The sequence below is a fragment of the Cyclobacterium sediminis genome (assembly GCF_054781075.1).
Genome location: NZ_BAAGVC010000043.1, coordinates 112458 through 138152, shown reverse-complemented (window position 1 = coordinate 138152; position 25695 = coordinate 112458). Strand labels below are relative to the sequence as shown.

Genomic DNA, 25695 nt, shown 5'->3' with positions numbered 1-25695 from the left:
ATTAATTTATAATCTGAGTAATAAGAAAGGCTATTGTAGCCAAGCCTGTTGTAATACCAACCAAATCACTAGGTCTAATGGGTATTTTCGGTCCTTTTGTTGGTACAATGATTTCTGAACCGGGCTCTATCTTTGGATAGGCATTGAAGAAAAGATAGTTTTTTGTCCGAGCTACTTCTCCATTGGCGTAAACCACATAGGTCCTCTTCTTTTTGGCCCTCACATTGAAACCTCCTGCCTTGTTTATGTAATAGGGCAATCCTTTGAGGCTCTCGTGCCGGATGGTGGTAGGATAGATCACATCTCCCCTAAGTCTAACCGTCTGTAGTTTTCTGGGAACACTTAATATATCCCCCTCTTCTAAAATCAAATCATATTTGGAGCCCGGATTTTTCATAATGGCTACCAAGTCAATGGCAACGGTTTCCGTTTCCCTCAATTGAATAGGGTTCACCCCGTCTCGAGAGGAAGAAATGTCATTAAATAATCGCTCTCTGGCTTCAACCACTGATTGATCCAATCCTGCCTCAACAGAATCGCTCATTCCAAATAGGTAATTTCCGATTCTATCTATCATCTGCTTTTGGGATTCGGTGGGTTCCAAACTCTCCCGGTTTAACCTTTGAAGCAGATTGAGCAAATTGTCTTTGTTTCTCGCCTTCTCAGATTGATTTTTATAAAATTCAGTCCTTCTTATTAAGGTAGCACCTTTAGGATATGCAAATTCAGTTAGCCCACCGGATCGGAAAACTAGACTTGAAATCCGTTCTTCTGCCTGACTAATGGCAAAGTTTCCTGGTGATTTAACCTGTCCTTCTATCTTTACCATCCTTTCCAAGCTGAAATTTGTTTTTCTTCTGACTGTCAGATGATCATAGGGGAGTAATACTTGGGGGTTACTGCTTAATCCTAGGTCACTATCTAAAGCTACAGGAATAATATCTGCATAGGCTCTCCCCGCTTGATCTGATTTTCTCCTTGCGATCTCTATATCCTCTTTGGAAGCCGATTCCTTGAGCCCTCCGGCCATTAAAATCAAATCAGCAGGAGTCATGTTCTCAGAATATAGGTAAGTGCCCGGATTCAATACTTCTCCACTCACTTTAACATAAGTTTCCTCCTTTAAATCATATATCGATGGGACATGGATGACATCTTCCCTCAAAATGTTTACATCAGAAGCTGTACCATTCATAATGGCCTCCAAATCTACCTGGATCAATCGGGTACTTAAATCGGCCTTGGTTCTGAGAATGTTTACGCGATTAGTAAAAGCCTCTCCCTTCAAACCCTCAGCTTTTTCTATCAACCTGGTAAGGGTTAGCCCTTGCTCAAATGCATAATTTCCGGGTCTATAAACAGCCCCTTTAACTTGCACTCTATTCGTATACCTATCCAAAATCTTTCCTACCGTATAATGGTCACCACCTTTCATAAGGAACATGGAAAACTGATCTTTGTAAACATCCGAAACGGCTTTCTCCTTATTGGTTACTCTGGTAACGCCAACTTTTCCTTTGAAAGCCTTATCGGTAAACCCTCCGGCAAACTCCAGCACATCAGCAAAGGTTTCATTTTCCTTTACTTCAAACACCTTGGGTCGTTTCACCTCTCCTTCCAAACTTACCCTAGCTAAATATGGAGGCACCAAAATAATATCTTGGTCCTGCAAGGTCATATTGACTCCCGGGTCTCCATCAATTAAAAATGCATATAAATCAAGTTCAGCAATTTCTTTTTGGTTTCTAATCAATTTCACTTTCCGCATACTACCGTTGACATTTGGTCCTCCGGCAGCATATAGCGCATTAAAGACATTGCTAAAAGCACTGAGCGTAAAAGTTCCGGGAAGCCTTACTTCACCCACTAAATTCACTTTGATTGTTCTGATATTGCCCAAGGTTATTTGCAAAAAAGTATTGGGTTTGTTGCCTTTCAACCCGGTATAGTAGGCAGATAGCCTATTGCGAATAACTTTGCTTGCTTGGTCTATTGTTAGGCCTGAAACACTTATTGGACCTATATTTTCCAAAATAATTTGGCCTTCAGGAGTGACCGATGTTTGATAATAGGTTTCAGATTGTCCATAAATATCAATGTTTACCTCATCACCAGGGCCTAAAATATAGCTTCTTGGAGTAGCTAGATTTAAATTGGGCTCAAAGGTTAGTCTCCTCGTCTTGTTATAAAAAAGATCCATCCCGAAATAAGGCTGCTTTTCAGAAGACAACTTATCTAAATCTGTTTGGGGTGATATCATCCCCTGGGTTATTTCATTGAACTCCATTTGCCTCCTTGGGCTTCTGGAAGGAGACTCTGAAGAATTTTTTCCGTTATATGATCCCATAATCACCAAGCCATCCAAACGTTCCTTCAGCTTATCAACTTCTGATGAGGGAAGTCCTCTGAGCTGAGCCATTTGCAACAATTCTTCCTCAGAAAAACCTGCTTCAGATGCTCTATTGACCAACTGCTCTAATTGCTGGTCTGTCAAGTCATCCACATTAATAGAAGAAATGTCTTCCAATGACTGAGGCAAAGCCATATGGGATACCATAACCATCAGAAAAAAAATCGCATAGTGGAACCAATGGTGGTTCACAAGTATTTTAGAAATCATACCTAATATATTTTTGGTGGCTATACAGCTTCGCCACATTACCCACACCTATTTTTGACATGAATAATTAATGTTATTCATAACTTTTACTGTAAAGCAACTGTAAAGATAATTATTCCTTGCTTTAAGGGACAATCTTTGGGCATTAAAGGCATAATAATAAATAAAAATATCAGTCTCTAAGTTAAAGAACTGAAACATCAGATTTTAAGATTGAAAAAGGCTTATTCTAAGCCGAGGGAAAGTAAACTTTAACTGTTGAAAATAAAAAAAGCCGAAACCTAGTGGTTCCAGCTTTAAAATAATCCAAATCCAATATTATATTAGGGTAACATTACTTTATCAATAACATGAATAACACCATTGGTAGCATGAATATTAAGCAAATCGGTATTTAGACCGGCCTCTTCTATGTTTAATTCTCCCAAGTCTACCGTTAAAGTATTATTTGAAAGTAATGTAGGAAGCTCAGCCTCGTCTCTCAAGTCTTGAGAAAATGCCCTGGATGGGACTACGTGATACATTAATACGTTTGTCAAAGTTTCCAAAGGAATATCCTCAAATCCATCAACATTCAAATCGTCATAGAGTTGTTGAAACGCCGCATCAGTGGGAGCGAAAACGGTCAAATCATCATCCATACCACCGTTTACTGCATTTACCAAATTAGCCCTTGATAAGGCTCCAACGAGCTGGGTAAATTCAGGACTTGACTCTTGCGTGTAACCGACAGCTATTTCTGCAATAGACATGGTAGGCTTCATGATCACTTGGTTGATTACATGAATAATTCCGTTGGATGCATCTAAATCAGTTTCTATCACTTCCGCATGCCCATTGATCCAAACTTTACTGTCGGGGTCTATGCTAATGTAGAATGGAGCTCCTTCTAAAGATGTTACTTTCCCACTACTCACCGCTGAGGACGGCACCTCTGAAGGCACAACATGGTACATCAATATACTTTCTAAATCATCTACCGGAATGGCACTCACGTCTGTTACACCTGCATCGGTGAAGGCTTGATTAGTCGGGGCAAAGACCGTTAATGCCCCATCTGCACTTAAAGCATCAGTCAACTCTGCTCTCTGAACAGCCGCAACCAATGAGGAAAATCGATTATCGCTTTGTGCAAGTTCTACAAGGTTTGTATCATCCGGCTCCATAGGAATGGGATCGTCTTCTGAACAACCAGAAGACATAAGAACCATTCCAGAAAAAAGCAAGCCTAATAATTTCTGATTTCCTTTAATCGCTAAATTCATTTTTAAAATCGGTTTAGTTTATAGTTGGTTTAATTCACTTATAACCAAACTGATAGGATTCAATAATGTTTATTTTTTTTTGTAATAATTAGACAGAAACGACTTAATGATTCGCCAAATCTCAAAAAATTATTGCTATAAAAATGTAAAATCGTCCATCTTAACACATTCCTAACAATTAAAAAAGAGAAAGCAGATCGTTTGTTTTAGAAATGTATGGGGTGGGGGTAAATCATCCGTAGTTATTTTAATCATTGAGTTGATTTCTTATTCTCTTTCCTTCCTTGAGCTCATAATTGAATAGTTACATTAATTGATAGCTAATGCCTAACTTTGTAAATATGAAACGATTCAAGTTCTTATTTGCTAGTCTTTTATTTTCTGCCCTTTTTATTGGTTGCAAGCCAACCGATGAAGAATGTGAAATCCCTTCAGGTTATCAAGAAAACTTAACTTCCATTACCATCCATAGAATGGAAGGGCTTTATTTTGAGCAGATAACCAAGGAAAAAATTCTCGAAAATTTGGAAACTTACCCTAAATTCTCTGAAGCCATGTTTAGTAATATGGGCTTTGAAAACCAAGAGCAACTGGCTGAGGAATTGCTCTTGATACACCAAGATAGCGGAATGGTGGAATTGTATCAGGAGGTTCAAAAGTATTTTGGTGACCTTAGTACAATAAAAAAGGATTTGGAAATTGCCTTTGCAGGTATTAAATACCATTATCCAGAGTACAAAATACCCTCCATTTATACATTCGTGAGTGGTTTTGGAACTGATCTTATTGTCTCCGATGAAGTGATAATCATCGGGTTGGATTATTTTTTACCCAACGACCATAAATTTCAACCGGTAGATTTACCTAATTATATACTAAGAAGGTACAATAGCGCTCACCTAGTGCCTATGATTGTCACGGCAATTTCCACTCAGTTTAATAAAACAAAGCTTTCTGATAATAGCTTATTGGCAGAAATGATTTTCTATGGTAAAGCTTATCATTTTACCAAAACCATAATGCCATGTACTGCTGACGAGTTTATTATAGGCTATGAAACCGATGAAATACTTGGAAGCTATGCCAATGAGGAAATGATATGGGGCCACTTTATAGAAAATGAATTGCTCTTTGAAACCAACCCTTTTGAAATAAGAAAATATACCGGTGAAGCCCCATTTACAGACGAAATCAGTCCTGATGCTCCGGGTCGAATTGGAAGATGGATAGGCTGGAATATAGTAGATGATTACCAAGCCAATAATGACATTGCGCTACCTGAATTAATGGAACAAGACGATGCCAGATCGGTCTTCAAAGAATCAGGTTACAAACCAAGAAGACCCTGATTAACCGCTAAACTAAATTACAATTTGGGTAACAGCAGGGCTTTTCAAATCAAAATTTGGCTATAACCTATTCGGGTTCAGCCATTTCAATTTTTTAAATCCAAAAAAGCGTGGAGCTTTTTTTGGGCAGAAATTTTATCGAATTTAGTTTCAGCGATTCTCCGAGAGTTTCGGCTCATTTGATAATATTGGTCTAAGTTTTTCTGCAAATGTTCAATGTTTTCAATCAACAATTCATGATCCTCTCTTGGGTGAAGAAGGCCTATTTTTTCCTTTTCGATCAGTTCATAAATCCAGCCTTTAAAATTAACGATTACAGGTAAACCCATTGCCAAAGCATCAAAAAATTTATTGGGACTACTATTTTCCAAAACTTCTATGGGAAGGTAAGAGATGTATGCAAAGTCAGCTTTTCCCAACTGGTATTTAACAGCTTCTTTATTTCCAAAGGGAACAAAAAAGACATTGGACAATTTCAAATCCAGGACATACTTCTTTAATTCACCCAGTGCATTTCCGCTACCCATTAATTCAAACCTCCAATTCTTCCTCTGAGATTGGGCAACATATGCCCAATCCAAAAAAGTGTTCAAGCCATTGACCTTTCCTATCGCTCCTGAATACAATATCCTTAGTGGACGCTTATCGAAATCTCTACCATTCCATTTATTTTGATTGGGAGTAAAAAATTCATTGTTTGAAAAATTGGGTATCAAAGCTACCTTTTTCTCCGGAAATAAAACTTTGATATGATTTTGGATTCCGGGAGACAAGGCCACAATTCTTTCTGCTTCGTGATAAATTCCAGCCTCCATTTTATACAAAACCTTTTTTAGGATTGGATTGCTAATCTTTAAAACTTGGATAGGGGCTTCCGGCCAAAGGTCCCTCACTTCAAAAACATAGGGGACTCCATATTTTTTTTTCGCCCACCTCCCAATCCATCCTGTGGTCAGGGGAGTAGAGGAAATATAAAACAAATCCGGTTTAGCCAATCCATTGATTAATTTTTTCGCCTGTCTAAAAAAGTCATAAAAAGCCAAGACCCTTTGCCGGATAGAATAGGTTGACAAATAAGGCACAGGGAGGTAATGTACAGTTACCTCCCCATCTTTTCGTAGCATGTATTGTTTCTTATTGTGCGCAGTAATCACCTCCATCGCCATTCCTTCTTTCGACAATCCCTGAGAAAGATGGTATGACCTTATTGCCCCACCGTGTGCAGGGTTAAGGTAATATTGATGGATATAGATTATTCTCATTGGTTGTTTAAATTGGTCCACTCTGAAAGTAGAAACACATTGAATAAAAGCAAATAATGGTTATGAATGTTTTTTTCAGGGTGCTTTAGCAAAGGTCGCCATTCATTGGAAACAAAATTGCCATATTTTTCTTCAAAAGCGATAACAGATGAACTCATTTTATTTCTAAACTCCCGATGATTAATAAACCATTCAAGTATGGGAATACCAAAACCTCTCTTTTCCCTTTTCGCAATGGTTTCCAAGCCCTCCTCTACCAAAGTATTCTTGATCCAGGATTTGGCCTTTGTATTCAAAAAAAACTCATTTTTCATGGAATCACTTAAGCCAATTAAGGACCAATCTAAAAATGGAGCTCTCCCTTCAATACCATTTGCCATGCAGGCATTGTCATGAATTTTCAACAAATCATGTACCAGATACAGGCTTCGGTCATAGGTCAATGCATTTTTAAAATCCTCTTCGGAGGAAGGGTAAAGTTCTTTTAGCTTTATTCCCAATTCTTCAGGTACGGGATAAAGTGCAGCAAAATTTATAAAAGTACGGGAAGGTTCAGTATGAATGCCTTTAAAGAATTTCTGTCGGCTTCTCGATAATAAAGGGAAATGCTTAAGCAAGCTTGCAATATTTTGCCACCACTGAGGGTGCTTAAGGTAGGCTTTAAAAGCTTTGTGTCTATTATAACCGGCAAATAGCTCATCAGCCCCTACACCGCTCACCAGTACTTTCACATTCTTCTTGGCTTCTTTGGCAATGGCCCAGGTCAAATAACTGGCACTATCTCCGACGGGCTGATCCAATTGAGAAATATACTCCTCCCAAGTAGCTAAAAAATAATCCGGCCCAATTTTTATTTCCTGATTCCCTCCACCCATGGTCTTGGTCAGTTCAGCAGCATATTTTGCATCGATTGTGTTTTTGCCCTTGGCCTTATCAAAACCAATGGTATAAGAAGGCAGTGGAACACCGGTTTCCCTATACCAGATATGATACAAAAGTGAACTATCAGCTCCTCCACTCAAGATCATTCCTACAGGCACTTCAGCTGTAAAATGGGTAAGCACAGCCTCGGTTAGCTGCTGTTTAAATAGAAATTGATCGGTAGCTGTTTCCTCATCTGCCAGTCGCTTCTGAATGGTGAGCTTTAGGGTGCCTTTTCTTTGGCCATCAAAGCCAAACTGTAAAACTTGCCCAGGCAATAACTCCTTAATCTCTTTAAAAAATGACGCGGAAGGTAAAGAGGTCCGCAAATACCAATAAGGTACTATTTGCTCGGTATCAAATTCTTTTTTCACCACTCCGGATTTTAACAGGCTATTTACTTCCGAAGAGCACAAGAGTTTATTATCCTGCTGGTAATAATACAGTGATTTCATGCCCACAGGGTCTCTCGCTAAAATAATTTCGCTGTTTTGAACATCTACAAATACCAGGGCAAACATTCCTTCTATGGATGAAATCCCCTTAACCCCTTTCTGCTTCAACCAATGAAACAATACCTCTCCATCCGAGCGAGTTTTAAAAACCACGCCTTCTTCCAAGAGTTGATTTTTTAGGTCTTGATAATTGTAAATAAACCCATTCCATGACAAAAAAGCTGTCCGGTCCTCATCGGCTATTGGCTGATTGGCCTCATCCCTCAGGTCTGAAATCTTCAACCTATTGGAAGCAAGAAATATCCCTTTTTTGATATGGATAACCTCCGCGTAATCCGGACCTCGGTGGATACCACTTTCCACCATGTTGGTGATTGCTGCATCATCTGAAACAGATGAATCCACCAGCAAATGGACGCCACACATTATTTGGCAGAAGTTTTCTTATTGACCCCTTCCTCGAATGCTATTTTGTCCTGATTTTTCTCATAATACCGACAAATAGCGGTGATGGTGCATTCATTGCATTTGGGTTTTCTGGCCAAACAAACATACCTGCCATGTAATATTAGCCAATGATGTGCTTTATGTATGACCTCTTTTGGAAGGTGCTTAATCAAATCTTTTTCTACCTCCAAGGGGGTTTTTACTTTCTGTGCTACCAAGCCTAGTCTTTTGGAAACCCTGAATACATGCGTATCTACTGCCATATTGGGTTGGTTCCATACCACACTGGTAATGACATTGGCTGTTTTCCGTCCCACTCCCGGAAGCTTTATAAGCTCATTTACAGTGTCAGGTACTTCAGAATTAAAATCTTCAACCAACATTTTCCCTAATCCCAAGAGGTGCTTGGTTTTGTTATTGGGGTAAGATACCGTTTTAATATAGGGAAATAACTCATCAAAATTACTTGTTGCCAAATGCTCAGGGCTGGGAAAATCCCTAAAAAGCGCAGGTGTTACCATGTTAATCCTTTTATCTGTACACTGTGCACTGAGCACAACTGCAAGAAGCAGTTGGAAAGTTGATTCAAACTTCAACTCTGTTTCAGCCACAGGCATATTTTTAGAAAAATGTTCGACAAAAGCTTTGTAACGCTCTTTTTTTAACATGACTTAATTCTTTTTATCCCTTACTATTCAACTGTCTTCAAGTGTAATACAAGGGTAGATTTCAGCTTGACAGCAAAACCCAAATATTAGAAAGTAAACTAATTAAAGATAACCCGGATTCACCACGTCAATTCTATCTTGCGAATAAATCGTACGAGTCATTTCAAGCTACAAAATAGCAATACATCAGGTCAGCCTGCAACTTATCTGTTTGATTTATTGTCATTAATTATAACATCAATATAATACAGGCTGTTTGAATTTATCAGGGTTTCAGGCTTCCATTGACTTATTTAGTCAAATTCCCCTATAGAAATAAAATGATATACTAAGCTTGCTGAAAATAAAATACAGAAACTTCTTATTATTTAAGCAATTAATTGAAGCCTCGAGGGGTGACGGATTCTAGCAAAAAAAATCCTGTCGTTTGATTAAACGACAGGAAAGTAAGTTTGTTGGTGTTAAACTTTCTCCAGTCCTTTGGACCGGGCCTTTTTCTTAATGGCGTTAATAATGCTTTCGGAAGGTTCGGTGGAGAGTACGTTTAATTTTTCAATGGTGCTTAACAAAACAATGTATTCTTGCATTAGCTGTTGGTCATCCTGCAAGATTTGCATCAATTGATCGTTCTCCTCTTCCTCCATTTCCTGATAAATATACCTTATCAGGTCATTTGTCGTAAAAGATTTGGTCATAGGCAATATTTATTTGTTTGAGTTTCTTCCGTAAATTGATAAGAGCATACCGCATCCTCCCCAAGGCAGTATTTATACTGACTCCAGTTTGTTCAGCGATTTCCTGAAAGCTTAAATCCATGTAATGCCTCATGATTAACACTTGCTTTTGGCTTTCAGGTAATTCTTCAATCAACTGCCTAACCAAGGCATATGTCTCATCTTTTACTTTTACATCCTCTACATTCTGTTCGGCAAAATGCAAAGTATTAAAAACATTTGATCCATCTTCCATTACCACCATGGGATAACGTTTCATTTTTCTAAAATGATCTATCGCTAAATTATGTGCTATACGCATTAACCATGGTTGAAATTTACCCTCTTCATTGTAACGATCAGAATTGAGGGTCTGAACAACTTTTACAAATACATCTTGTAATAAATCTTCAGCAACTCCTTGCTCCTTAACTATCATCAGAATTGTAGTGTAGACTTTGGTTTTGTATTTATCAACCAACCTTTCAAAGGCTATCTCACTACCATTTCTATATTGTGAAATTAATTCACTGTCTTTAGGTCCTACCCTTATACTCATAAAACAGATATTTAGATAACGTAGAGTTTTATCCCATATTGTGGAGTTAATAGTCAAACATCAATTGCCTTCTTTCCAAATGTATAGAATCACTTAGGAATACGCAATTTTTTTGTACTTTTTTATATTTAATAGCACAATAAAAATCATAAGACAGAAGAATATATCTTTTGTTAAAAAATAAACCAAACACTCTATTGCGCCATTAGGTGGTTTCTAAAAAAACAACAATTAAAGTACCAAAATATTAACCATTAGAAACTATTCACTTTCTTGGCTGGCTTTTTTTCCAAAACCTTTGGCCAAAAGACTATATATAGTACCCACCAAACCTAAAAAGCCACTAATATACGCAGATGTTTCATTCAATATATTGGGGTCATAGAAGCTAATCAATGCAATACAAATTAAAACAAAGCTGAAAACAGCTGCTTGTATCATTTTAGCATTACCGGATCTGCTTTCATCTTGTTTAAACCGCGCCACTTCTTCATCACTTATAAACACGCAAACAAAATTCCTGAAACTTTCAGAGAACAATACAAGTCTGTCCATTGCTTGATTCATTTTTATTACTCCTTTTTGAATCAACATGGTCATGGTTTCTTTATTGAAAAAATTTATAAATCCTTCCGTGGCATAGTTATAGACCATTTTCCTTTCCTTTAAACTCAACTCCGTCCAAATGTTCATGAAATAGGCTTTATTGTGTCTCTGAATAGCCAGAACACATTTTTCATACCTTTCTTGAGATAGAGGTAATTCCAAATCATCTCTTGAAATTTCCTCTGTGATAAGAGAAGCAATGGCCTTGGCATTGGGACCATAGGCTATCTCTCTGGCCAGGTTATGTGTTTTTTCATCATTGAACAATACACTCCTCATGCGTTCATCGTAATTATCCTTGGCTTCCTCATCAATAAATTTGGAGTCTGGACCAATATATGGCAAAATAATTTTCTGATTGTTAAAGTCAATAGGGACATATTGAAAGAGATAATCCGAAAAAATTTCAGTTATTAACAACTTGGACTGTTTAGACATTTCATTGGGTAAAATCTCCTGAAGAGGCCTCCCGGAAGTTACAAATAGCCCCAAACCCTTTCTACCATAGTTTTTCTGAAAGGCAATCATTGTACTTAATAGGGTATTGGTATCTTCAATGCAATGAAAATTTTCTAAAATCACCCCTTTGTGTACTGGCTTTATTTCCGGCATCTCCATCTCTTCACCTCTTGAGAGACTCACCAACAGTACTTCTTTGGGTTGCCAACCAAATTGCTGCAATATCCAATCTCTTGATTTGGCGGCATCTACCCCAATAACAAAGCTGTTGTCTTGCTTTTCTGCTCCATTGGGAAGCAAACCAAAAGCATTGGTGAAGTGATAATCGATGAGATATATTTTATTCCCTAATATCATGATCATTTTAAAGAGCCAGATAAGCACAAGAAACAAAACCATTAAAAAAAAGACATTGGAACAAATGGCATCCCATAAGTTTGACTTTCCTGAAGAAATATTGGGTTTGGTGTTGAACGCTTTAATCAAAGCCTGATTAGGTGCGGCAATAAAATTTGTAATCAATTCATCATCTTGATTGGAAAACCTTCCAAAATTGTTTCTTCTAAACTCTTCATGAATTTTGATTAAATCCATATAAAATGGCGGAAGGATATCTATAGAATCTTTCGTCAACTTTTTTTGTCTGACAGAATCAGCCAATAGCCCATCTTCTCCATTGGCCTCTTTTTCTTCGGGGATATCCTCCAGCTCACTCACATAATTCCAAACAATTTTCTCTTGGTTAAATATTTGTCGATGAATAAAATACCCTGGTAAAAACCCTACAATCATCAGCCAAAGTAGAAGATTAATAGCAAATACGCGTTTGTCTACCGGTGCACCGGTTAACTTCGTCCAAAACTTGGTAAAAGTTCGGTGCAGCTTAAACAAGGTCTTGGTTCTGTCCCACTCACTAAAGCGAACGGTAGGGAATTTAGGCGTTTGATAGAGGTAATAGCACAAGATCTGCATCACTGCAATCAGGGCAATAAAAAACAAGGTGAATATAAAGTATTGGGTACCGAAATGACTTAAAAATGTAAAATAGGCCAATATTGAAGCCAAAACTATCCAAAGCAGGCATGCCATTACTAAAAAGGCATTGATATTTTTTTTGCCGTCATCTTTTCCGATTGTTGCAAGAAGAAGAAAATTACAAGTGCCCGATTGTATGGCAAACAAAGCAGACCATAGGTAGATTTTAAATATGCTTAAGGGCAGAAAAAGATAGACGACGATAAACAAAAGTACATCCAGCAATAGAATACTATTGAGCCATAAAAACCGTAACCTCTTTCTAGGAGAAGGGCTATACCAGCCAAAAGAAAAGTCTTCAAAGGATAGATAAATACTTGACTTTCGCGTAACGAGCGTAAGCAATCCCAGCAATACCAACACCAGAAGGTAAGGGACAAAAACTGCAATGCCCTCAAGAGATGCCAAGCTATGCAGTGCATGTTGCAGGTTGGTATCTTCCAAATAAAGTACCCAGTTTTCAGTATTAAAGGAATCGGACGTGATAGGACTCAGTAAGGCTTGATACTCATGCCCGTTTACATAGATTGGGGTTTTCCACAGCTTGTCATCTCCGGCATTTTTGTTGTTTTCTATTAATGTTTTGATCTCCTGCCACTTTTCTTGTCCTATGCCATCTTGAAGATAATTGACGGGGGTATTAACTTTTTTGCTGATCAATAATACTTTTCCATCGGGCTTGAAAATGAAAAACCTGTGATTTTTGCTAATCTTAGGAACTATTGAATCCAATTGAAAAGTCAATGCAAATCCATTTCCTCCATTCTTTTTGCTTATTACGCCCTCCAAATCACCCGTAGACTTTGAAGAATGAGCACTAATAAAATACTTTTCCGCTTCTACCGACTTTAGTACTTGGACATAATCCCTGTTGGCAATTGACACAAAGGGGAAAATTCCAAAATCAATATTATTTTTTGAAGTATCCATCTTTGGAAGCAACATTTTGAGAATGTTTCCTTCCAAGTCAAATTTCAGAAATTCATTTATTTCCTGGTCCTTGGAAATTTCAATCTCCGACGCTTGATTATCTTCCTCTTTTTTATCGATTACCTTTTTAAAAATCTCAAGTTCATCGATCAATTGTTGTACTTCCAAATGGAAGGCGGACTTCACATTGTGAAGATTGTTTTCTGAGGCGTATTCATTTTCATAGTTTTGAAAAAGGGAAAAGAAAAAGAAACCTGAAATCACCATCACCAAGATCAATGAAAGCCCCAGGCCCATGACTCTTTTCTTAGTCAATACATCTCCATCGCCTAAATTAAAAATACTAATGACCGGAATTGAAACAAATATTAAGGTCAAAAGTGTGATAAAGGCACTCAAAACCTTGAAATTAATTTTAAGCGCCACACGCTCAAACCTAGATTTTTCTTTGGCTCCAAGCAAAAAGAAAACCTGGTTCCCTATCATTGCAGGGGAGATAAATGCCTTATAATCATTGCCTGAAATTTGCAAGGCCAATTCTCTCTCTCCTACCGTTTGCTTATGGCTCAATGAGTCTACATTTACCACTGGTAAACCTGCCACTCCTTTTGGATATATGGCCATCCCGGATTGGTCCAGAATAAAAAGCCTGTCAAAAAATAAACTCTGTACATTCCCAGCCATCAAATCGTTGATGGAAACTGAATGGTCTACTTCAAATGCTCTACCTGAAAAAGTCTCTTGAGAAAGGGTGTTTGGAAGTTTTTCTTCGATATTCCTTCTCAATAAGTCGAAATCCAGTTTTGGGAGGTTTCCATACTTTGTTTTTTCGTTTAGAAAAAACCTAAACCCTTTGACTTTTACCCGGTAAGAGGTGTCTTTATGAATAAGAGCGATTCCATCGTTGGCAAAAATTTGTGGCTCCGGTCTTTCGTTTGCTTTGAAATTATGAATTTTTTCAACTCCAAACTTTGGGGCTTTATCAAACATTTCCACCATAGGAGTGGCAGCCTTTTGCCCATCTTTTGCTGCCCAGGCATAAAAATTCCTTTTAAAATAACCTTCCAATTGAACATGGTAATTATAGAAGGAATCTAAAAAATTTTGCTTGACCAGGTAAATGGCTTTTATACCTTGCGACTCCAACTGATTTTGATTCGTTTGAGAATGCTGGTATAAATAGGCACCTATTAAAAGCATGATGCCAAAGATGAAAATCCAAACGCGTAAATCCCTGAATTTCACTGAAAGAGGTGTTGGTTAATTATTTATAAAATATTAACCAATTTAATCAATCCCCCTTAAGATCAAAACTTTAATTCTGTAAAAATCAAAATTAATACTACTAAATTTTACACAAACAACTATTTTTAAACTCAATATTTCAAAATACCTTTCAAAACTATCATTCTTCTTTGGCAACCCCTCTTTTAATCATCCAAGAGGGTGAGGTTAGAAACCATAAAACGGTACCCAAAAACATAAGGTTTTTGCAAGTATCAGGCTCCATATGTCCACCAAATACTAGAATGGCCGGTACAATACTCAAGCCTAAGCCTATAAAGGAAATAATTTTCAATAATAGTTTCATTTCTTTTGATTCATTTTACTTGCCACAAGGTATACTAACACGGCTATAAACCAGCCTGGAAGACCTAAAAAGAAGATTTCAATACCAAAAACGAGGTTCAACAGTAAACATAAGGACAAAGTAATAATCCAAGTCAATGCTACAGCCCAATTAAGCGATATTCCTTTGAACTCAGCATAATTAGCTTTCAATCCTACTCTTTCAAGCATGTAAACATCTATAAATATTACTGCCCCTACCGGCATTAAAATTAAGCCATACAATGCCACGAATTCTAGCAATCGCATAACCAAAGCAGGGAAACAAGCAGCTATGGTCGTGAACAAACCCACAAATAGTGTTACTTTCCAAGTCTTCCATTTGGGGTTGATCGATTGAATGGCCAAGCCTGCTCTATATAGTGTTGGGTTGGCGGTTGTCCAGCCTGCAATGACAACGCATATTGCCCCTGCCACACCAACTGCACTGTAGGCAATGGGCCCCGGAGCAAAGGTTAGGCTTCCCTTGGATTCTATTAAGAAGAGGGAGTACAATATTCCAGAAGCAATCCAAGCAATAAAATGCCCTAAAAAAACTCCGGTGGCAGAAGAAAAACCTTGTTGCCACTTCTTGGCATACCTGAGTAAAGACAAATCGGCCATACCTATGTGCATGGCCATGTTACAAAACCAAGCAAAGAATAAAATATGCCAAAACCCAAATTTACTTTGACCTTCCAAAGGGACTCCTGTCCAAATGGTGCTTTCTGCAACAGACCAAAAAGAGCTTACCTCTGTCACTCCTAAGCGAGGCAATACAGCCAAAGCAGCAGCAATAAATATCATGATCATCCATGGAGCCGCTACCATTGCAAATTTAGAAACCTGATCAAAGCCAAACATGGCGATCAAGGTGGTAATGGCTCCTACCACAAATACCGTCACCACCCAACCCAAACTATTGGGCAATACATCAGTCAACTGTGGCATGGCCATGTCAAAAGGAATACCAACAGCTGTAGCTGCTACAGCAATCATAGACCCGGCCAAAAAGCAGAAAAGACCTGCATTGACCAAGTTATAAATCAAGGTAAACTTTTTCCCAGCAATCTTCTCCAACAAATAGTATAGCGTTACTCTTGTTTTTACCGCAATCTTGGCCGTCAAAAAAGCCCAACTTAATACTGCTAAAATATTTCCAAGCAAAAGTCCGGTTACCAAGTCTATGGCACTTGCACCATGCGCAACAAATAATGGCCCTATTACAAATTCTGTTCCGGCAGTATGCTCTCCTGCATAAGTTCCTAAAAAACTCCTCCAGCCTTTTAGCTTATTGCCGGGAATGGGTTCTTGTTCATATTCATTAACCGCATTGAGACGGTCCACCAAACTTTTATTTTTTTCCATAGAAATAGATAATCATGACACTTCCTGTAGGCTGTAAGCCCTAAGAAGCTGAGCTAATACCGATAATTTATAGGTTTATTAAGACTTGTAAAGTATTCCTGTTTTCGTTTTTATCAAATGGTAACTTTAAATGGACCCTCTATTGATGAACTTAAAAACATTTTTAACCGATTCTTTTTTGTTTTTCTTGATCATATAGGCTGCGGTCTCTCCCATCAGCCTGAAATCTGTAGAGATCACGGTTATTCCCAAAAGTTCTTTTAATGGAGTATCATTGTAGGAAATGATGCCAATTTCTTTCCCGGGTTCATAAAGCTGCTCTCTAACCTGTTTTACTAAATTGACCAAATCATTTTCTTCAATAACTATAAAGGCATCCTTAGGTCGAAGTTCCATCTCAGGGTAAACTTTGTCCAATATTTCATAATCAAATTCAAAATCCTTACAAAATTGTTTGAATCCTTTTAATATTTCTTTAGGGTAGGGATACAGTATATCATTGGGGTAAACGAGCATCAACTTCTCATACTGCTGAAGTTGAAACACTCCTTCGATCAATGCATTGTAGATGTCATTTTTAAAATCTTGGTAAATTGAAGCTACGCTTTCTCCCAACTCAGGAATCTGATTGTCCATGATAATCAACTTGTCAGAAGGGATTTCCTTTACACATTTCATCACTTCTTCATCTAAGTTATAATGACTGTTTTGAGTATCCTTGAAATGAGGCATCAAAACATAATAATCATAAGCACCTAAATTTTCGGTAAGAATGTTCTTCAGTAGCTTGGGGTCACAATGATAAATATTTAAATCAACTTGTGCATCTGTTCCCATGCTGTCAATAAATGAATTGTAGGTTTTAAGTTTGTAATTGCTGAGCTTATTCAATAGGTACAAAACCCTAACCTTCGAGGTAGAAATATTTTTGGCAACATAGTACCCTTTGCCTTTTACTGAAAGGATGATTTTTTTTGTTTTTAGCTGATTGTAGGCTTTCTCAACGGTATCTCTGGAAAGATAGTGCTCTTCACTTATTTCATTGATAGACGGAATTTTATCCCCCACCACTAAGGCACGGTTTTCAATATCCTCAATGATAGAATTAACGATCTGTTGATACTTGGGAATTCTGGAATTTTCATCTAAACGAATCAAGGGCTTCACTTCAATCATGGGTCAGGTTATTTAGGCTTTCTTTATTAATCCGTATAGGAGGTGTTCATTAAATTTACTAAATAAAGTTAAATACTTGTGTTTCCAATTGAGAATTTAAACAAAAGATGCTATTAATCATGTATTTCTATCTGAACTGGACCTATTAAGCCTGAAGGCATTACTTCCCAACCGGAAGCATCAAAAGGTTTATAATCTATATTCACAAAATTAATTTCATGATAATTTCTCCATTTAATTTCATTTCTATCAAGGTACCTCACATGGTTGGCCATCAAATTTGCCACTTCAACTTTAATTTTATTCTCACCCTCCTTTACAAATTCACTAACATCCAAGCGAAAAGGAATACTAAAGGCATAGCCAACTTCTTTATCATTGACCCAAACTTTAGCACTTTCCAATACCTTCCCTAAACTCAAAATGTATTTTGCATTTTTATCAAACTTATCGAGCGTAAATTCACTTTCGTAAACAGCCTGTCCTGAAAAATCACTGTAAGTCTCCCCATCCAATGCAGTCCAAGGCTTGAGAGAAGCTAATTCCAAATCCGGAGGTAAAACCGGGCCTCCACTTTTAAAAGACAAGTTCCAATCACTTTTTATGTCAATCATTTTAGGAGCTGCCGTTTCATATTTCCACAGGGGTATATTCTCTGCTTCCTTATTTACAACATGAACAATAATAGATTGTCCCGGAGCTAGAGAAATGGCTACTTCCACCTTGCCTTCATCATTTTCTTTCACTTTGGCACGTCCAATTGTCCCTTGCTCAGGACTCATTAGCACCGCAGCCTTACCTTCAGCTTGTAAGTTTACAAAGTCTTCGATTTTCTTGTCAGTATGATTGACCAGATAATAATATTTGCCCTCTCCCAATTTCCTTCGGAGAAACTTTAACCCTAGATCTGTTAACTTTTCTCGATTGATTTTCAAAAAAGCTAGCGCTGAGGATAGTTCCGAAGACATCAGCACAGTTCCTTTACCATAACTTGCAACTTCTCCACTTTCAAATGGCTTAAAATTGATCTGCTGCCAAAGGCTATCTAAGGTTTGCCTCCTTGAGGCGTACTTATAAAAGCCCGGAACATCCAAGGGCTTTTCCTGAAAGACTACTTGAGCTCCCTCTTCAGCTAGGGACATTAATTTTTTTAGTGTGGCCAAGGGCATAAACTTGGTTTTGGGGACAATAATGGCTGAAGACTGAAATTCCTCATTAGAACCTTTGAGGGAATTGCCTGCTACCTGCAAAGTTTTCAATAGGGCGTCGGAAATAAAATCTACACCATAACCCACCTCCATCAAAGACTTGGAGGCCTTATAAAAAGGAGTCGGGTGCAACCATTCATCAATTCCGTGTACAGTAAGCGTTTTTCCTAGCCCCTCAGGGTCTGCCCAGACATCGTAAACCGGCCAATATACTAACAGCTCATTGTCCGGTTTTCCTGCCTGCAATACGGACTGCACCCGTTGAACATAGCCATTAAACCCTTTAAGATGGGGCCATAAACTGTTGTGGGTATTTAAATTTAATGAGGCATAAAACAACCAACCGGGAAAATTTACCTCCTCAGGTGAATAGGTGATTCCATGATAAAAAATGTGATTGATCCCTGCAAGAAATGCTTGCTCTAACTCCGGCTTTGCTTGGGAAAAGGAAGATTTAAAATGCTCACCCAACCAGGTAAAAGTCTCTGTAGACACCAGGTTATTCCCCTTTAAATGAGCGGCTGAAGAAGCAAATTTTAACATGATGGGATCGGGATCCACATTCCGAATATCTGAACTATCTCTCCTGATTCCGGGGATTGGGAAATAGCTTGAGCCAAAGGTCTCTCCTTCGGGAATAGAAACAGCGGCATAAAGATCCAAAAGATTGCCTGGGGAACCATGGGCTTGGTTTTTGGTTTGTTTGCCATGCTTCTTTGCCCAAGAAGACCATTGCCCCGTAAAGTTTTCCAACAGCATATCGCTGATGGTTTCTCTATAATCAGATTTTAAACGATACCCTTCTTCAGTATTGAGTTGATCTAAATAATTTCTGAGGTCATAACCTCTTCTGTCTTGAAAAAAATTAAAAAAATCCTCGGTAAAATCGGACCCATATACTTCAAAACTATCATTGTAAAAGGCCCTGATCCCAGGAAAATTCCCTGAAAAAGCGGTATCAAAATGGCTCAAGTACTGCCTTACTGCCTTTTCTGAAAAATGGTCTAAAGTGTAGCCTTCTCCTCCAGGAGCTGCCCTTTTTACTTTCTGACCGGTTTGGCTCTCAAAAATCGCAATCAGCTTCCAGTCACCTTTTTCATCCCAAGTTAGCCTACCGTCTTTTCCTACATATTTCGTAATATTTTGGACCTCCCCTCCATCCTGAAAAGCCATTAGGGTATGTAAATAATGTAATTCCCCTTTCGCTTTTTCCTCATCTATCAATATTGGACCTCCTACCCCATTGCCGGCTGAATAGGAATATTGTTGAACCAGCATTTTTTTTGCAGCCATTTCCGGGCTAACCATTTTCCCACCAAATGGCCAACCTGTTCCTTGAGTCAAATCTATTTCTAGCCCCAAACTGTCCGCCTTCTTAATGGTATAATGGAGCATTTCAATCCACTGTGGAGAAAGGTAATCTAAAAACTTGTCTTCAAAGCCTTTGGCTCCATAGATTGGAGCAATTTCTAAACCTCCTATGCCTACTTTACTGTATTCACCAAGCAAATAATTTAGGTTGTCCTCATCCACAGCACTTCCCATCCACCACCACCTGGCCCAAGGCTTGGAGGCAGCAGTCTCCTTAGGCCAATGTCCAATAGCCTGATCGATTGACTGAACCCTATCTTTTTTGCAGGCTGTCAAACTCCCTAAGAATACAAAAAGGAATAACATCAACCTTGCACTTGCATATTTTTCAATCAGAACAAACATCAATTTACAGTTAAAGGCTTTTTATTTAAGACTGAACACTTTTTCAAGTCGATTGACTTTGGGTGATTGATCCGGGTTGGTTTCCATAATATCTCCCATAAATGCCCACCATTTTTTCATTATGGCTTCCTTGGCCAAGCTGTTGGTTTGATTTTCCTCCGTTAGATTTTGGAAAGCGAAAAGCGTCCCGGTGGCTTTGTCAAGAAAAATATGGTATTCGAGAATGCCTGCTTTTCTTAATAACTCAGCCAATTCCGGCCATATTTCATTGTGCCGTTTTTCATAGACTGCCTCATTCCCGGGCAATAATTTCATGGTAAATGCTACAGAAATCATAACTGATAAATATATATTTTTCTTTGACTGCTATGTCTATCTTATTTTACTTTTGATTAAAATAGCACCCATTGCTGAGGCTAAATTTTGCTTTGATGCTCAAAGTAAAGAAAACAATTGAATAAACTTTCCTGTACTATCAGGGTGTTCCTTTTATATTTTTTAATTCCAATCAATTAAGATTAACTTTGTCAGCTTAAAATAGATGTATGAAAATCGAAGAGAATGTAGTGGTAGGTTTAACCTACGAATTAAAAGTAACCAATGAACAAGCCGACTCTCTGCCTTTTAGTGTGGAAGTGAGGGACAAGGACGACCCTTTTTATTTCTTAGTTGGAGATAGTGGCCTACCTAAAACTTTTGAGAAAAACTTAGCCGATAAGGTTGAGGGTGACCAGTTTAACTTTACTTTGTCAGTTGAAGAAGCTTATGGTAAGCCGGATGATGAGCTTATCGTTTCTGTGCCAAAATCACAGTTCAACCAAGAGAGGGGATTTGAAGAGGAGATGCTTCAAGAAGGTAATTTCTTGCCCTTGATTGATGAAGATGGTTACCCGATGCAAGCAAAGGTGGTAAAGGATTTGGGTGAAGAAGTGCTTTTGGATTTCAACCATCCCCTTACAGGTATGAATCTTCATTTTGAGGGTGAGGTTTTTGCTATCCGAGAAGCAACGGAAAAAGAAAAAGAAGAAGGTTTCAGGGTTTAATTCACCTTGGAATCTTACTTTTCTTTCAAAGTTAAAACATCCTCATCTTCCCAGTTCATATATATTGTCTCACCTTCCGACACATCTCTTTCGTAGCAAATCAATTGCCAAGGTGATTGCCCTTCGGCCACTTGCACGGTCAGTAAATCATATTCAGGAAAGTACCTTCTTAGCAATACATTACCTTTTAAGGCCCCTGCCGAAGGAGAAGGCTTTATGGAAGAGGGTCTTAGATAATGTTTGGATTTTCCGGGAAGCTGATTTAATGGTCCGAAAAAACCTGCGACATAAGCCGTTTCAGGGTTTTTGTAGATATCTTTTACGCTTCCTTGTCGCAATAATTTGCCCTCGGAGAGTACACATACATGCTCTGTAAGCAATAGGGCATCTTGGATATCATGGGTAACCATAACCACAGTGATTTCCAATTCCTTAAAAATTAAATTCAGCTCATCAAGTAGGCCTCTCTTTTGTAAGCTGTCCAAAGAGCTAAAAGGTTCATCCAAAAGCAACACCTGGGGTTCTAAACTTAAAGCCCTGGCGATGGCTACTTTTTGCTGCTGTCCTCCGGACAATTGCCTGGGATAGCTGTCTCTTTTCTCTTCTAAACCAAACACCTGCAACAAGGTCTCAAGCCTTTCTTTGGCATATGCTTTATCATATTGCAACAAGGGTCTGCTTATATTTTCAGCAACAGTAGACAAAGGGAACAATCCATTGTCCTGCTTGACGAGTTGGAGTTCATCATAACCGGCAACTAATTTTTGCTCCGGGTTAAGTATTTTCTCCTCTTCTAAATAAACTTGTCCCTCATCCTGAACTTCCATTCCGGCGATGAGTTTGAGTAAGGTACTTTTTCCGCTACCACTAGACCCAATGATTGACCAACGCTCCCCTTTATTAATGGTTAAAGACAAGCTATCCAAGGCTTTAACTTGACCATCAAAAATTTTTGTCAAGCCTTCAATTTTTAGATAACTCATCCGTTAATTTCTTCTTTCAGTTTCTTAGGCAAACTAGAGAATACCAGACTATAAGAATGGTCTACCAGTTCCAAAATCAATTGCGCGGTTACTTTACCATCGCAGGAAACTGTATTCCAATGTTTTTTATTCATATGATAACCCGGTATTATCCCTTCGTGGGATTCCCTAAGCATTATGGCTTTTTCAGGATCACATTTTAGGTTGACACTTTCAAATTTATCAATATCCAACAATGCAAAAATTTTATTCCCCACCCTGAAGCAGAGGGTATTGTTGTCAAAAGGGGTATCCTCGGTCACTCCGGGTTTTTTCAAACAATACTCCCTAAAGGTTTGAATGTCCATCAAGCCAATCTTTTAATGATCCAATAGACCAATGCGGCAAGGAAAACCAAAATTGATATCTTATTGATGCCATGCATCATTCTAAGGTTGAAATTAGTCTTCTTATTTGGGTCAGGCTTTTTAAATACGCGAATAAAATACTCACCTACTTCACCCAACTGAAAGAACTCTTTTAATTTGCTAGCCATAATATTTTGATTCAAATTTAATTGAAGGATCTATTCATGATCTGCAGTTTCAGGCTCTATCCACTGCCCGTCTTCTTTAATAATGTCTATTAGTTCATCTACAGCATTCTCGGAAGGTACAGAGCGCTTCATTACTTCTTTGCCTTTATAAAGTGTAATTTTCCCTTTTCCTGACCCTACGTAACCATAGTCTGCATCTGCCATTTCTCCGGGTCCATTTACAATGCATCCCATTATCCCGATTTTCACCCCTTTAAGGTGATCTGTTCTCTTTCTTATCAAGGCAGTGGTCTCCTGAAGATCAAATAGCGTCCTTCCACATGAAGGACAGGAAATATACTCTGTCTTTGACATCCTGGTCCGTGCTGCCTGTAAAACACCAAAGCTAACGGAGTTATGAAGTTTGACTTGTGCCAGTTTTTCTTCTTTCTCTTGAAGCTGCAACTGATCTAAACCAATCAGCATCCCATCTCCAAGCCCATCAATAAGCAATCCGCCAACATCTGTAGCAGAAAACAACATGGTTTTTTCTGCATCTTTCTCGGAATAACTCACCTTGGGAACCACAGGTAAATTGATTTTCGCCTCAATAAGTGATACAAAAGCTCTCCTTATTGCTTGCATTTGATGTTCACTATTGGAGAACAAAACAATGACCAGAGGTAGTTCATTGTTTAAATATGGAATTGCTTCTTCTATATTGTCTGATGAAACAAACAAAAAATTTAAAGACGCATGCAGTGCAGCCTTTTCTTTCAAATGATTTAAATCGATGGCAGGGAGCTTGTTTTTTTGATCCTCTTGATTGCTCCAGGTATCATAAGCCAAAATTTCTTTTAGCCCGTTAGGGAGCATAAAAGGAACCGGGTTGCTCCCGGAAAAAATATAATCACATCCCTGGTCATTCATTTTCCACTTATCCAATTCCGGAAGGTAAAAGTGCCCCACACATTTCAGGTCTTTCGGTACAGCTATTCCAACAGTAGAGATATCTGTTATGACCCGCGGCACATTTCCTCCACCAAAATTGCCCACTTCTACAGCTCCTCTTTTATTATAAGCGAAAGGATCAATGGGATAATTGCTGATGGGTTTAATTCTTGAGGCTTCAGTTCTATTGGCATACCTGTTTATTAGGGTTTTCACCACAGGAGACTCAAACTCTGGATCTTCTGTTAAGGAAACCCTAACTGTATCTCCAAGCCCATCTTCCAATAAGGCACCTATACCAACGGCAGATTTGACTCTTCCATCTTCTCCATCGCCGGCTTCTGTTACGCCAAGGTGAAGCGGATAAGGTTTAAATCCTCCTTCATCCAATTTATTTACCAAAAGTCTATAGGCCTGAACCATCACTTGCGTATTCGATGATTTCATAGAAATTACAATATCATGGTAATTCTCAGCCTCACAGATTCTCAAAAACTCTAGGGCAGATTCCACCATTCCCAGAGGGGTATCGCCATACCTGCTCATTATTCGATCAGAAAGAGAACCGTGGTTGGTACCTATTCTCATGGCCGTACCATGGGCTTTACAAATATTGACCAATGGGAGAAATCTTTCCCTGATCCTTTCCAGTTCTGCCTGGTAGGAAGCATCGGTATATTCTAAAACTTCAAATTTCTTTTTGTCCGCGTAATTACCGGGATTTACCCTTACCTTTTCTACTATTCGAGCAGCTACTTCCGCGGCATTAGGTGTAAAATGGATATCAGCCACCAGGGGTGTATTGTATCCCCTATCCCTTAGGCCATCTTTGATTGCCTGCAGGTTTTCCGCTTCTTTGATACTGGGAGCTGTAATCCTTACCAGCTCACAGCCACTATCAATCATGCGGATGCATTGTTCAATAGACCCTTGGGTATCCATAGTATCTACCGTTGTCATTGATTGCACGACTATGGGATTGTCTCCACCAATGGTTATGTCTCCAATCCTTACCGGAATGGTTTTCCTTCTGGAATAATTCGTTAGACTATTGCAATACTGCTGATTCTCTGTGAATGTTTTCAATTCCATAATTATATATCACCTAATTGAGGTCGAATTACTATCTCTTCAACAACAGAACGGGGCGAAAGGTTATAAGCGGACCAAACTGATGCCGCCACATCTGCTACATCTATGAACCTGCTTTCCGGTAAATCTACCCCTTCCCAACTCGCTGTAAATGTTGCCCCGGGCAAAACGGAAGTCACCTTAACTCCATGAGGAATCATTTCTTGCCTCAAGCATTTGGTAAAACCTAGCATGGCCCACTTGGATACGGCATAACTTCCTCCATTGGCATATGCAGTAAGCCCTGCTATGCTTCCAATAGTAAAAATATGCCCATTTTTCCTTTCCATCAACTCCTTAGTAAAACCCTTGGTCAAATAATAAGTGCTGAAAAGATTGGTGTGCATGGTCTTTTCAAAGTTTGCTTCATCCTCCGAGTGAAGGCTTCCAGGAATAAAAATACCTGTATTATTTACTAAAACATCGGGTATTCCAATTTTTTTTACAAAAGCAACAAATGCTTTGGTCTCCTCTTTTTTGGAAAGATCTGCTTTCTTGGTATGTACTTTTACTGCCGAAAAACTTTTTTCCACCTCTTCTTTTAAAGCCTCCAACTCTCCTTCATTTCTACTGCAGGTAAATATATCAAAACCTTTATTTGCAAATTCAAGGATAATGGCCTTTCCTATACCTTTTGTGCCTCCGGTAACTAAAATACTTTTCGACATTAGTTTGTGTTTTAATAATTAGTACAACAACAAAATTGAC

The 25695-nt window shown here is 38.5% G+C and carries 20 protein-coding genes; 2 read left to right on the top strand and 18 right to left on the bottom strand.

What is annotated here, in order from left to right; all coding sequences use genetic code 11:
- Position 1: 1 nt before the first annotated feature.
- Entirely contained in the window at positions 2-2620 is a 2619-nt protein-coding gene (locus ACYVHJ_RS21200) for an SLBB domain-containing protein (RefSeq protein ID WP_460518988.1), read from the bottom strand.
- A gap of 323 nt (positions 2621-2943) precedes the next feature.
- Positions 2944-3885, bottom strand: a complete 942-nt coding sequence (locus tag ACYVHJ_RS21195; protein ID WP_460518985.1) for a fasciclin domain-containing protein — start codon at positions 3883-3885, stop codon at positions 2944-2946.
- A gap of 341 nt (positions 3886-4226) precedes the next feature.
- On the opposite strand from ACYVHJ_RS21195, the gene gldB reads away from it, so the two are divergent.
- Complete coding sequence (gene gldB, locus ACYVHJ_RS21190) at positions 4227-5234, top strand: gliding motility lipoprotein GldB (protein WP_460518982.1); 1008 nt, start codon at positions 4227-4229, stop codon at positions 5232-5234.
- A gap of 86 nt (positions 5235-5320) precedes the next feature.
- On the opposite strand, the gene ACYVHJ_RS21185 is transcribed toward gldB, so the two are convergent.
- The 11 genes from ACYVHJ_RS21185 to rhaM form a co-directional block, all read right to left on the bottom strand.
- Positions 5321-6496 carry a glycosyltransferase family 4 protein gene (locus tag ACYVHJ_RS21185; RefSeq protein WP_460518979.1) on the bottom strand — a complete coding sequence of 392 codons (1176 nt, stop codon included), beginning with the start codon at positions 6494-6496 and terminating at the stop codon, positions 5321-5323.
- Positions 6493-8298, bottom strand: coding sequence for an asparagine synthetase B family protein (gene asnB, locus ACYVHJ_RS21180; RefSeq protein WP_460518976.1), 1806 nt, complete (start codon positions 8296-8298; stop codon positions 6493-6495). The genes ACYVHJ_RS21185 and asnB overlap by 4 nt, the downstream gene beginning before the upstream one ends.
- Entirely contained in the window at positions 8298-8987 is a 690-nt protein-coding gene (gene nth / locus ACYVHJ_RS21175) for an endonuclease III domain-containing protein (RefSeq protein ID WP_460518973.1), read from the bottom strand. Before nth ends, asnB begins: the two co-directional genes overlap by 1 nt.
- Positions 8988-9448: 461 nt before the next feature.
- Positions 9449-9682, bottom strand: a complete 234-nt coding sequence (locus tag ACYVHJ_RS21170; protein WP_339901287.1) for a hypothetical protein — start codon at positions 9680-9682, stop codon at positions 9449-9451.
- On the bottom strand, positions 9657-10259 hold the full coding sequence (locus ACYVHJ_RS21165) for an RNA polymerase sigma factor (protein WP_014020346.1): 603 nt from the start codon (positions 10257-10259) through the stop codon (positions 9657-9659). The genes ACYVHJ_RS21170 and ACYVHJ_RS21165 overlap by 26 nt, the downstream gene beginning before the upstream one ends.
- A 261-nt stretch (positions 10260-10520) precedes the next feature.
- Positions 10521-14489, bottom strand: a complete 3969-nt coding sequence (locus ACYVHJ_RS21160; protein ID WP_460518968.1) for a hypothetical protein — start codon at positions 14487-14489, stop codon at positions 10521-10523.
- A gap of 205 nt (positions 14490-14694) precedes the next feature.
- On the bottom strand, positions 14695-14880 hold the full coding sequence (locus ACYVHJ_RS21155; RefSeq protein ID WP_339901283.1) for a hypothetical protein: 186 nt from the start codon (positions 14878-14880) through the stop codon (positions 14695-14697).
- Positions 14877-16265, bottom strand: coding sequence for a purine-cytosine permease family protein (locus ACYVHJ_RS21150; RefSeq protein WP_460518965.1), 1389 nt, complete (start codon positions 16263-16265; stop codon positions 14877-14879). Before ACYVHJ_RS21150 ends, ACYVHJ_RS21155 begins: the two co-directional genes overlap by 4 nt.
- A gap of 126 nt (positions 16266-16391) precedes the next feature.
- Positions 16392-17441: a GntR family transcriptional regulator gene (locus ACYVHJ_RS21145; RefSeq protein WP_339901280.1), complete on the bottom strand. Its 1050-nt coding sequence runs from the start codon at positions 17439-17441 to the stop codon at positions 16392-16394.
- A 113-nt stretch (positions 17442-17554) separates the two neighbouring features.
- Positions 17555-20365 carry a glycosyl hydrolase family 2 protein gene (locus ACYVHJ_RS21140; RefSeq protein ID WP_460518962.1) on the bottom strand — a complete coding sequence of 937 codons (2811 nt, stop codon included), beginning with the start codon at positions 20363-20365 and terminating at the stop codon, positions 17555-17557.
- A gap of 21 nt (positions 20366-20386) precedes the next feature.
- Complete coding sequence (gene rhaM, locus ACYVHJ_RS21135; protein ID WP_460518959.1) at positions 20387-20701, bottom strand: L-rhamnose mutarotase; 315 nt, start codon at positions 20699-20701, stop codon at positions 20387-20389.
- A 209-nt stretch (positions 20702-20910) separates the two neighbouring features.
- Here rhaM and ACYVHJ_RS21130 point away from each other — a divergent pair, with 209 nt between their 5' ends.
- Positions 20911-21408, top strand: a complete 498-nt coding sequence (locus ACYVHJ_RS21130) for an FKBP-type peptidyl-prolyl cis-trans isomerase (RefSeq protein ID WP_303614868.1) — start codon at positions 20911-20913, stop codon at positions 21406-21408.
- Between the two features lie 14 nt (positions 21409-21422).
- On the opposite strand, the gene ACYVHJ_RS21125 is transcribed toward ACYVHJ_RS21130, so the two are convergent.
- The 5 genes from ACYVHJ_RS21125 to ACYVHJ_RS21105 are packed head-to-tail and all read right to left on the bottom strand — an operon-like array spanning position 21423 to position 25655.
- Positions 21423-22391: an ABC transporter ATP-binding protein gene (locus ACYVHJ_RS21125; protein ID WP_460518955.1), complete on the bottom strand. Its 969-nt coding sequence runs from the start codon at positions 22389-22391 to the stop codon at positions 21423-21425.
- On the bottom strand, positions 22388-22738 hold the full coding sequence (locus ACYVHJ_RS21120; RefSeq protein WP_339901270.1) for an MmcQ/YjbR family DNA-binding protein: 351 nt from the start codon (positions 22736-22738) through the stop codon (positions 22388-22390). Before ACYVHJ_RS21120 ends, ACYVHJ_RS21125 begins: the two co-directional genes overlap by 4 nt.
- Entirely contained in the window at positions 22738-22926 is a 189-nt protein-coding gene (locus tag ACYVHJ_RS21115) for a DUF6728 family protein (protein WP_014020336.1), read from the bottom strand. Before ACYVHJ_RS21115 ends, ACYVHJ_RS21120 begins: the two co-directional genes overlap by 1 nt.
- A gap of 30 nt (positions 22927-22956) precedes the next feature.
- Positions 22957-24948 (bottom strand): (E)-4-hydroxy-3-methylbut-2-enyl-diphosphate synthase, encoded by a 1992-nt coding sequence (ispG, locus tag ACYVHJ_RS21110; RefSeq protein WP_339901268.1) that lies wholly within the window; start codon positions 24946-24948, stop codon positions 22957-22959.
- Positions 24949-24950: 2 nt separating this feature from the next.
- Positions 24951-25655: an SDR family oxidoreductase gene (locus tag ACYVHJ_RS21105; protein WP_460518949.1), complete on the bottom strand. Its 705-nt coding sequence runs from the start codon at positions 25653-25655 to the stop codon at positions 24951-24953.
- Between the last annotated feature and the right edge of the window lie 40 nt (positions 25656-25695).

Bases quoted from the DNA above. Each gene is read 5' to 3' on its own strand.
- ACYVHJ_RS21200 (WP_460518988.1), bottom strand. From the start codon at position 2,620: ATGATTTCTAAAATACTTGTGAACCACCATTGGTTCCACTATGCGATT.
- ACYVHJ_RS21195 (WP_460518985.1), bottom strand. From the start codon at position 3,885: ATGAATTTAGCGATTAAAGGAAATCAGAAATTATTAGGCTTGCTTTTT.
- gldB (WP_460518982.1), top strand. From the start codon at position 4,227: ATGAAACGATTCAAGTTCTTATTTGCTAGTCTTTTATTTTCTGCCCTT.
- ACYVHJ_RS21185 (WP_460518979.1), bottom strand. From the start codon at position 6,496: ATGAGAATAATCTATATCCATCAATATTACCTTAACCCTGCACACGGT.
- asnB (WP_460518976.1), bottom strand. From the start codon at position 8,298: ATGTGTGGCGTCCATTTGCTGGTGGATTCATCTGTTTCAGATGATGCA.
- nth (WP_460518973.1), bottom strand. From the start codon at position 8,987: ATGTTAAAAAAAGAGCGTTACAAAGCTTTTGTCGAACATTTTTCTAAA.
- ACYVHJ_RS21170 (WP_339901287.1), bottom strand. From the start codon at position 9,682: ATGACCAAATCTTTTACGACAAATGACCTGATAAGGTATATTTATCAG.
- ACYVHJ_RS21165 (WP_014020346.1), bottom strand. From the start codon at position 10,259: ATGAGTATAAGGGTAGGACCTAAAGACAGTGAATTAATTTCACAATAT.
- ACYVHJ_RS21160 (WP_460518968.1), bottom strand. From the start codon at position 14,489: ATGCTTTTAATAGGTGCCTATTTATACCAGCATTCTCAAACGAATCAA.
- ACYVHJ_RS21155 (WP_339901283.1), bottom strand. From the start codon at position 14,880: ATGAAACTATTATTGAAAATTATTTCCTTTATAGGCTTAGGCTTGAGT.
- ACYVHJ_RS21150 (WP_460518965.1), bottom strand. From the start codon at position 16,265: ATGGAAAAAAATAAAAGTTTGGTGGACCGTCTCAATGCGGTTAATGAA.
- ACYVHJ_RS21145 (WP_339901280.1), bottom strand. From the start codon at position 17,441: ATGATTGAAGTGAAGCCCTTGATTCGTTTAGATGAAAATTCCAGAATT.
- ACYVHJ_RS21140 (WP_460518962.1), bottom strand. From the start codon at position 20,365: ATGTTTGTTCTGATTGAAAAATATGCAAGTGCAAGGTTGATGTTATTC.
- rhaM (WP_460518959.1), bottom strand. From the start codon at position 20,701: ATGATTTCTGTAGCATTTACCATGAAATTATTGCCCGGGAATGAGGCA.
- ACYVHJ_RS21130 (WP_303614868.1), top strand. From the start codon at position 20,911: ATGAAAATCGAAGAGAATGTAGTGGTAGGTTTAACCTACGAATTAAAA.
- ACYVHJ_RS21125 (WP_460518955.1), bottom strand. From the start codon at position 22,391: ATGAGTTATCTAAAAATTGAAGGCTTGACAAAAATTTTTGATGGTCAA.
- ACYVHJ_RS21120 (WP_339901270.1), bottom strand. From the start codon at position 22,738: ATGGACATTCAAACCTTTAGGGAGTATTGTTTGAAAAAACCCGGAGTG.
- ACYVHJ_RS21115 (WP_014020336.1), bottom strand. From the start codon at position 22,926: ATGGCTAGCAAATTAAAAGAGTTCTTTCAGTTGGGTGAAGTAGGTGAG.
- ispG (WP_339901268.1), bottom strand. From the start codon at position 24,948: ATGGAATTGAAAACATTCACAGAGAATCAGCAGTATTGCAATAGTCTA.
- ACYVHJ_RS21105 (WP_460518949.1), bottom strand. From the start codon at position 25,655: ATGTCGAAAAGTATTTTAGTTACCGGAGGCACAAAAGGTATAGGAAAG.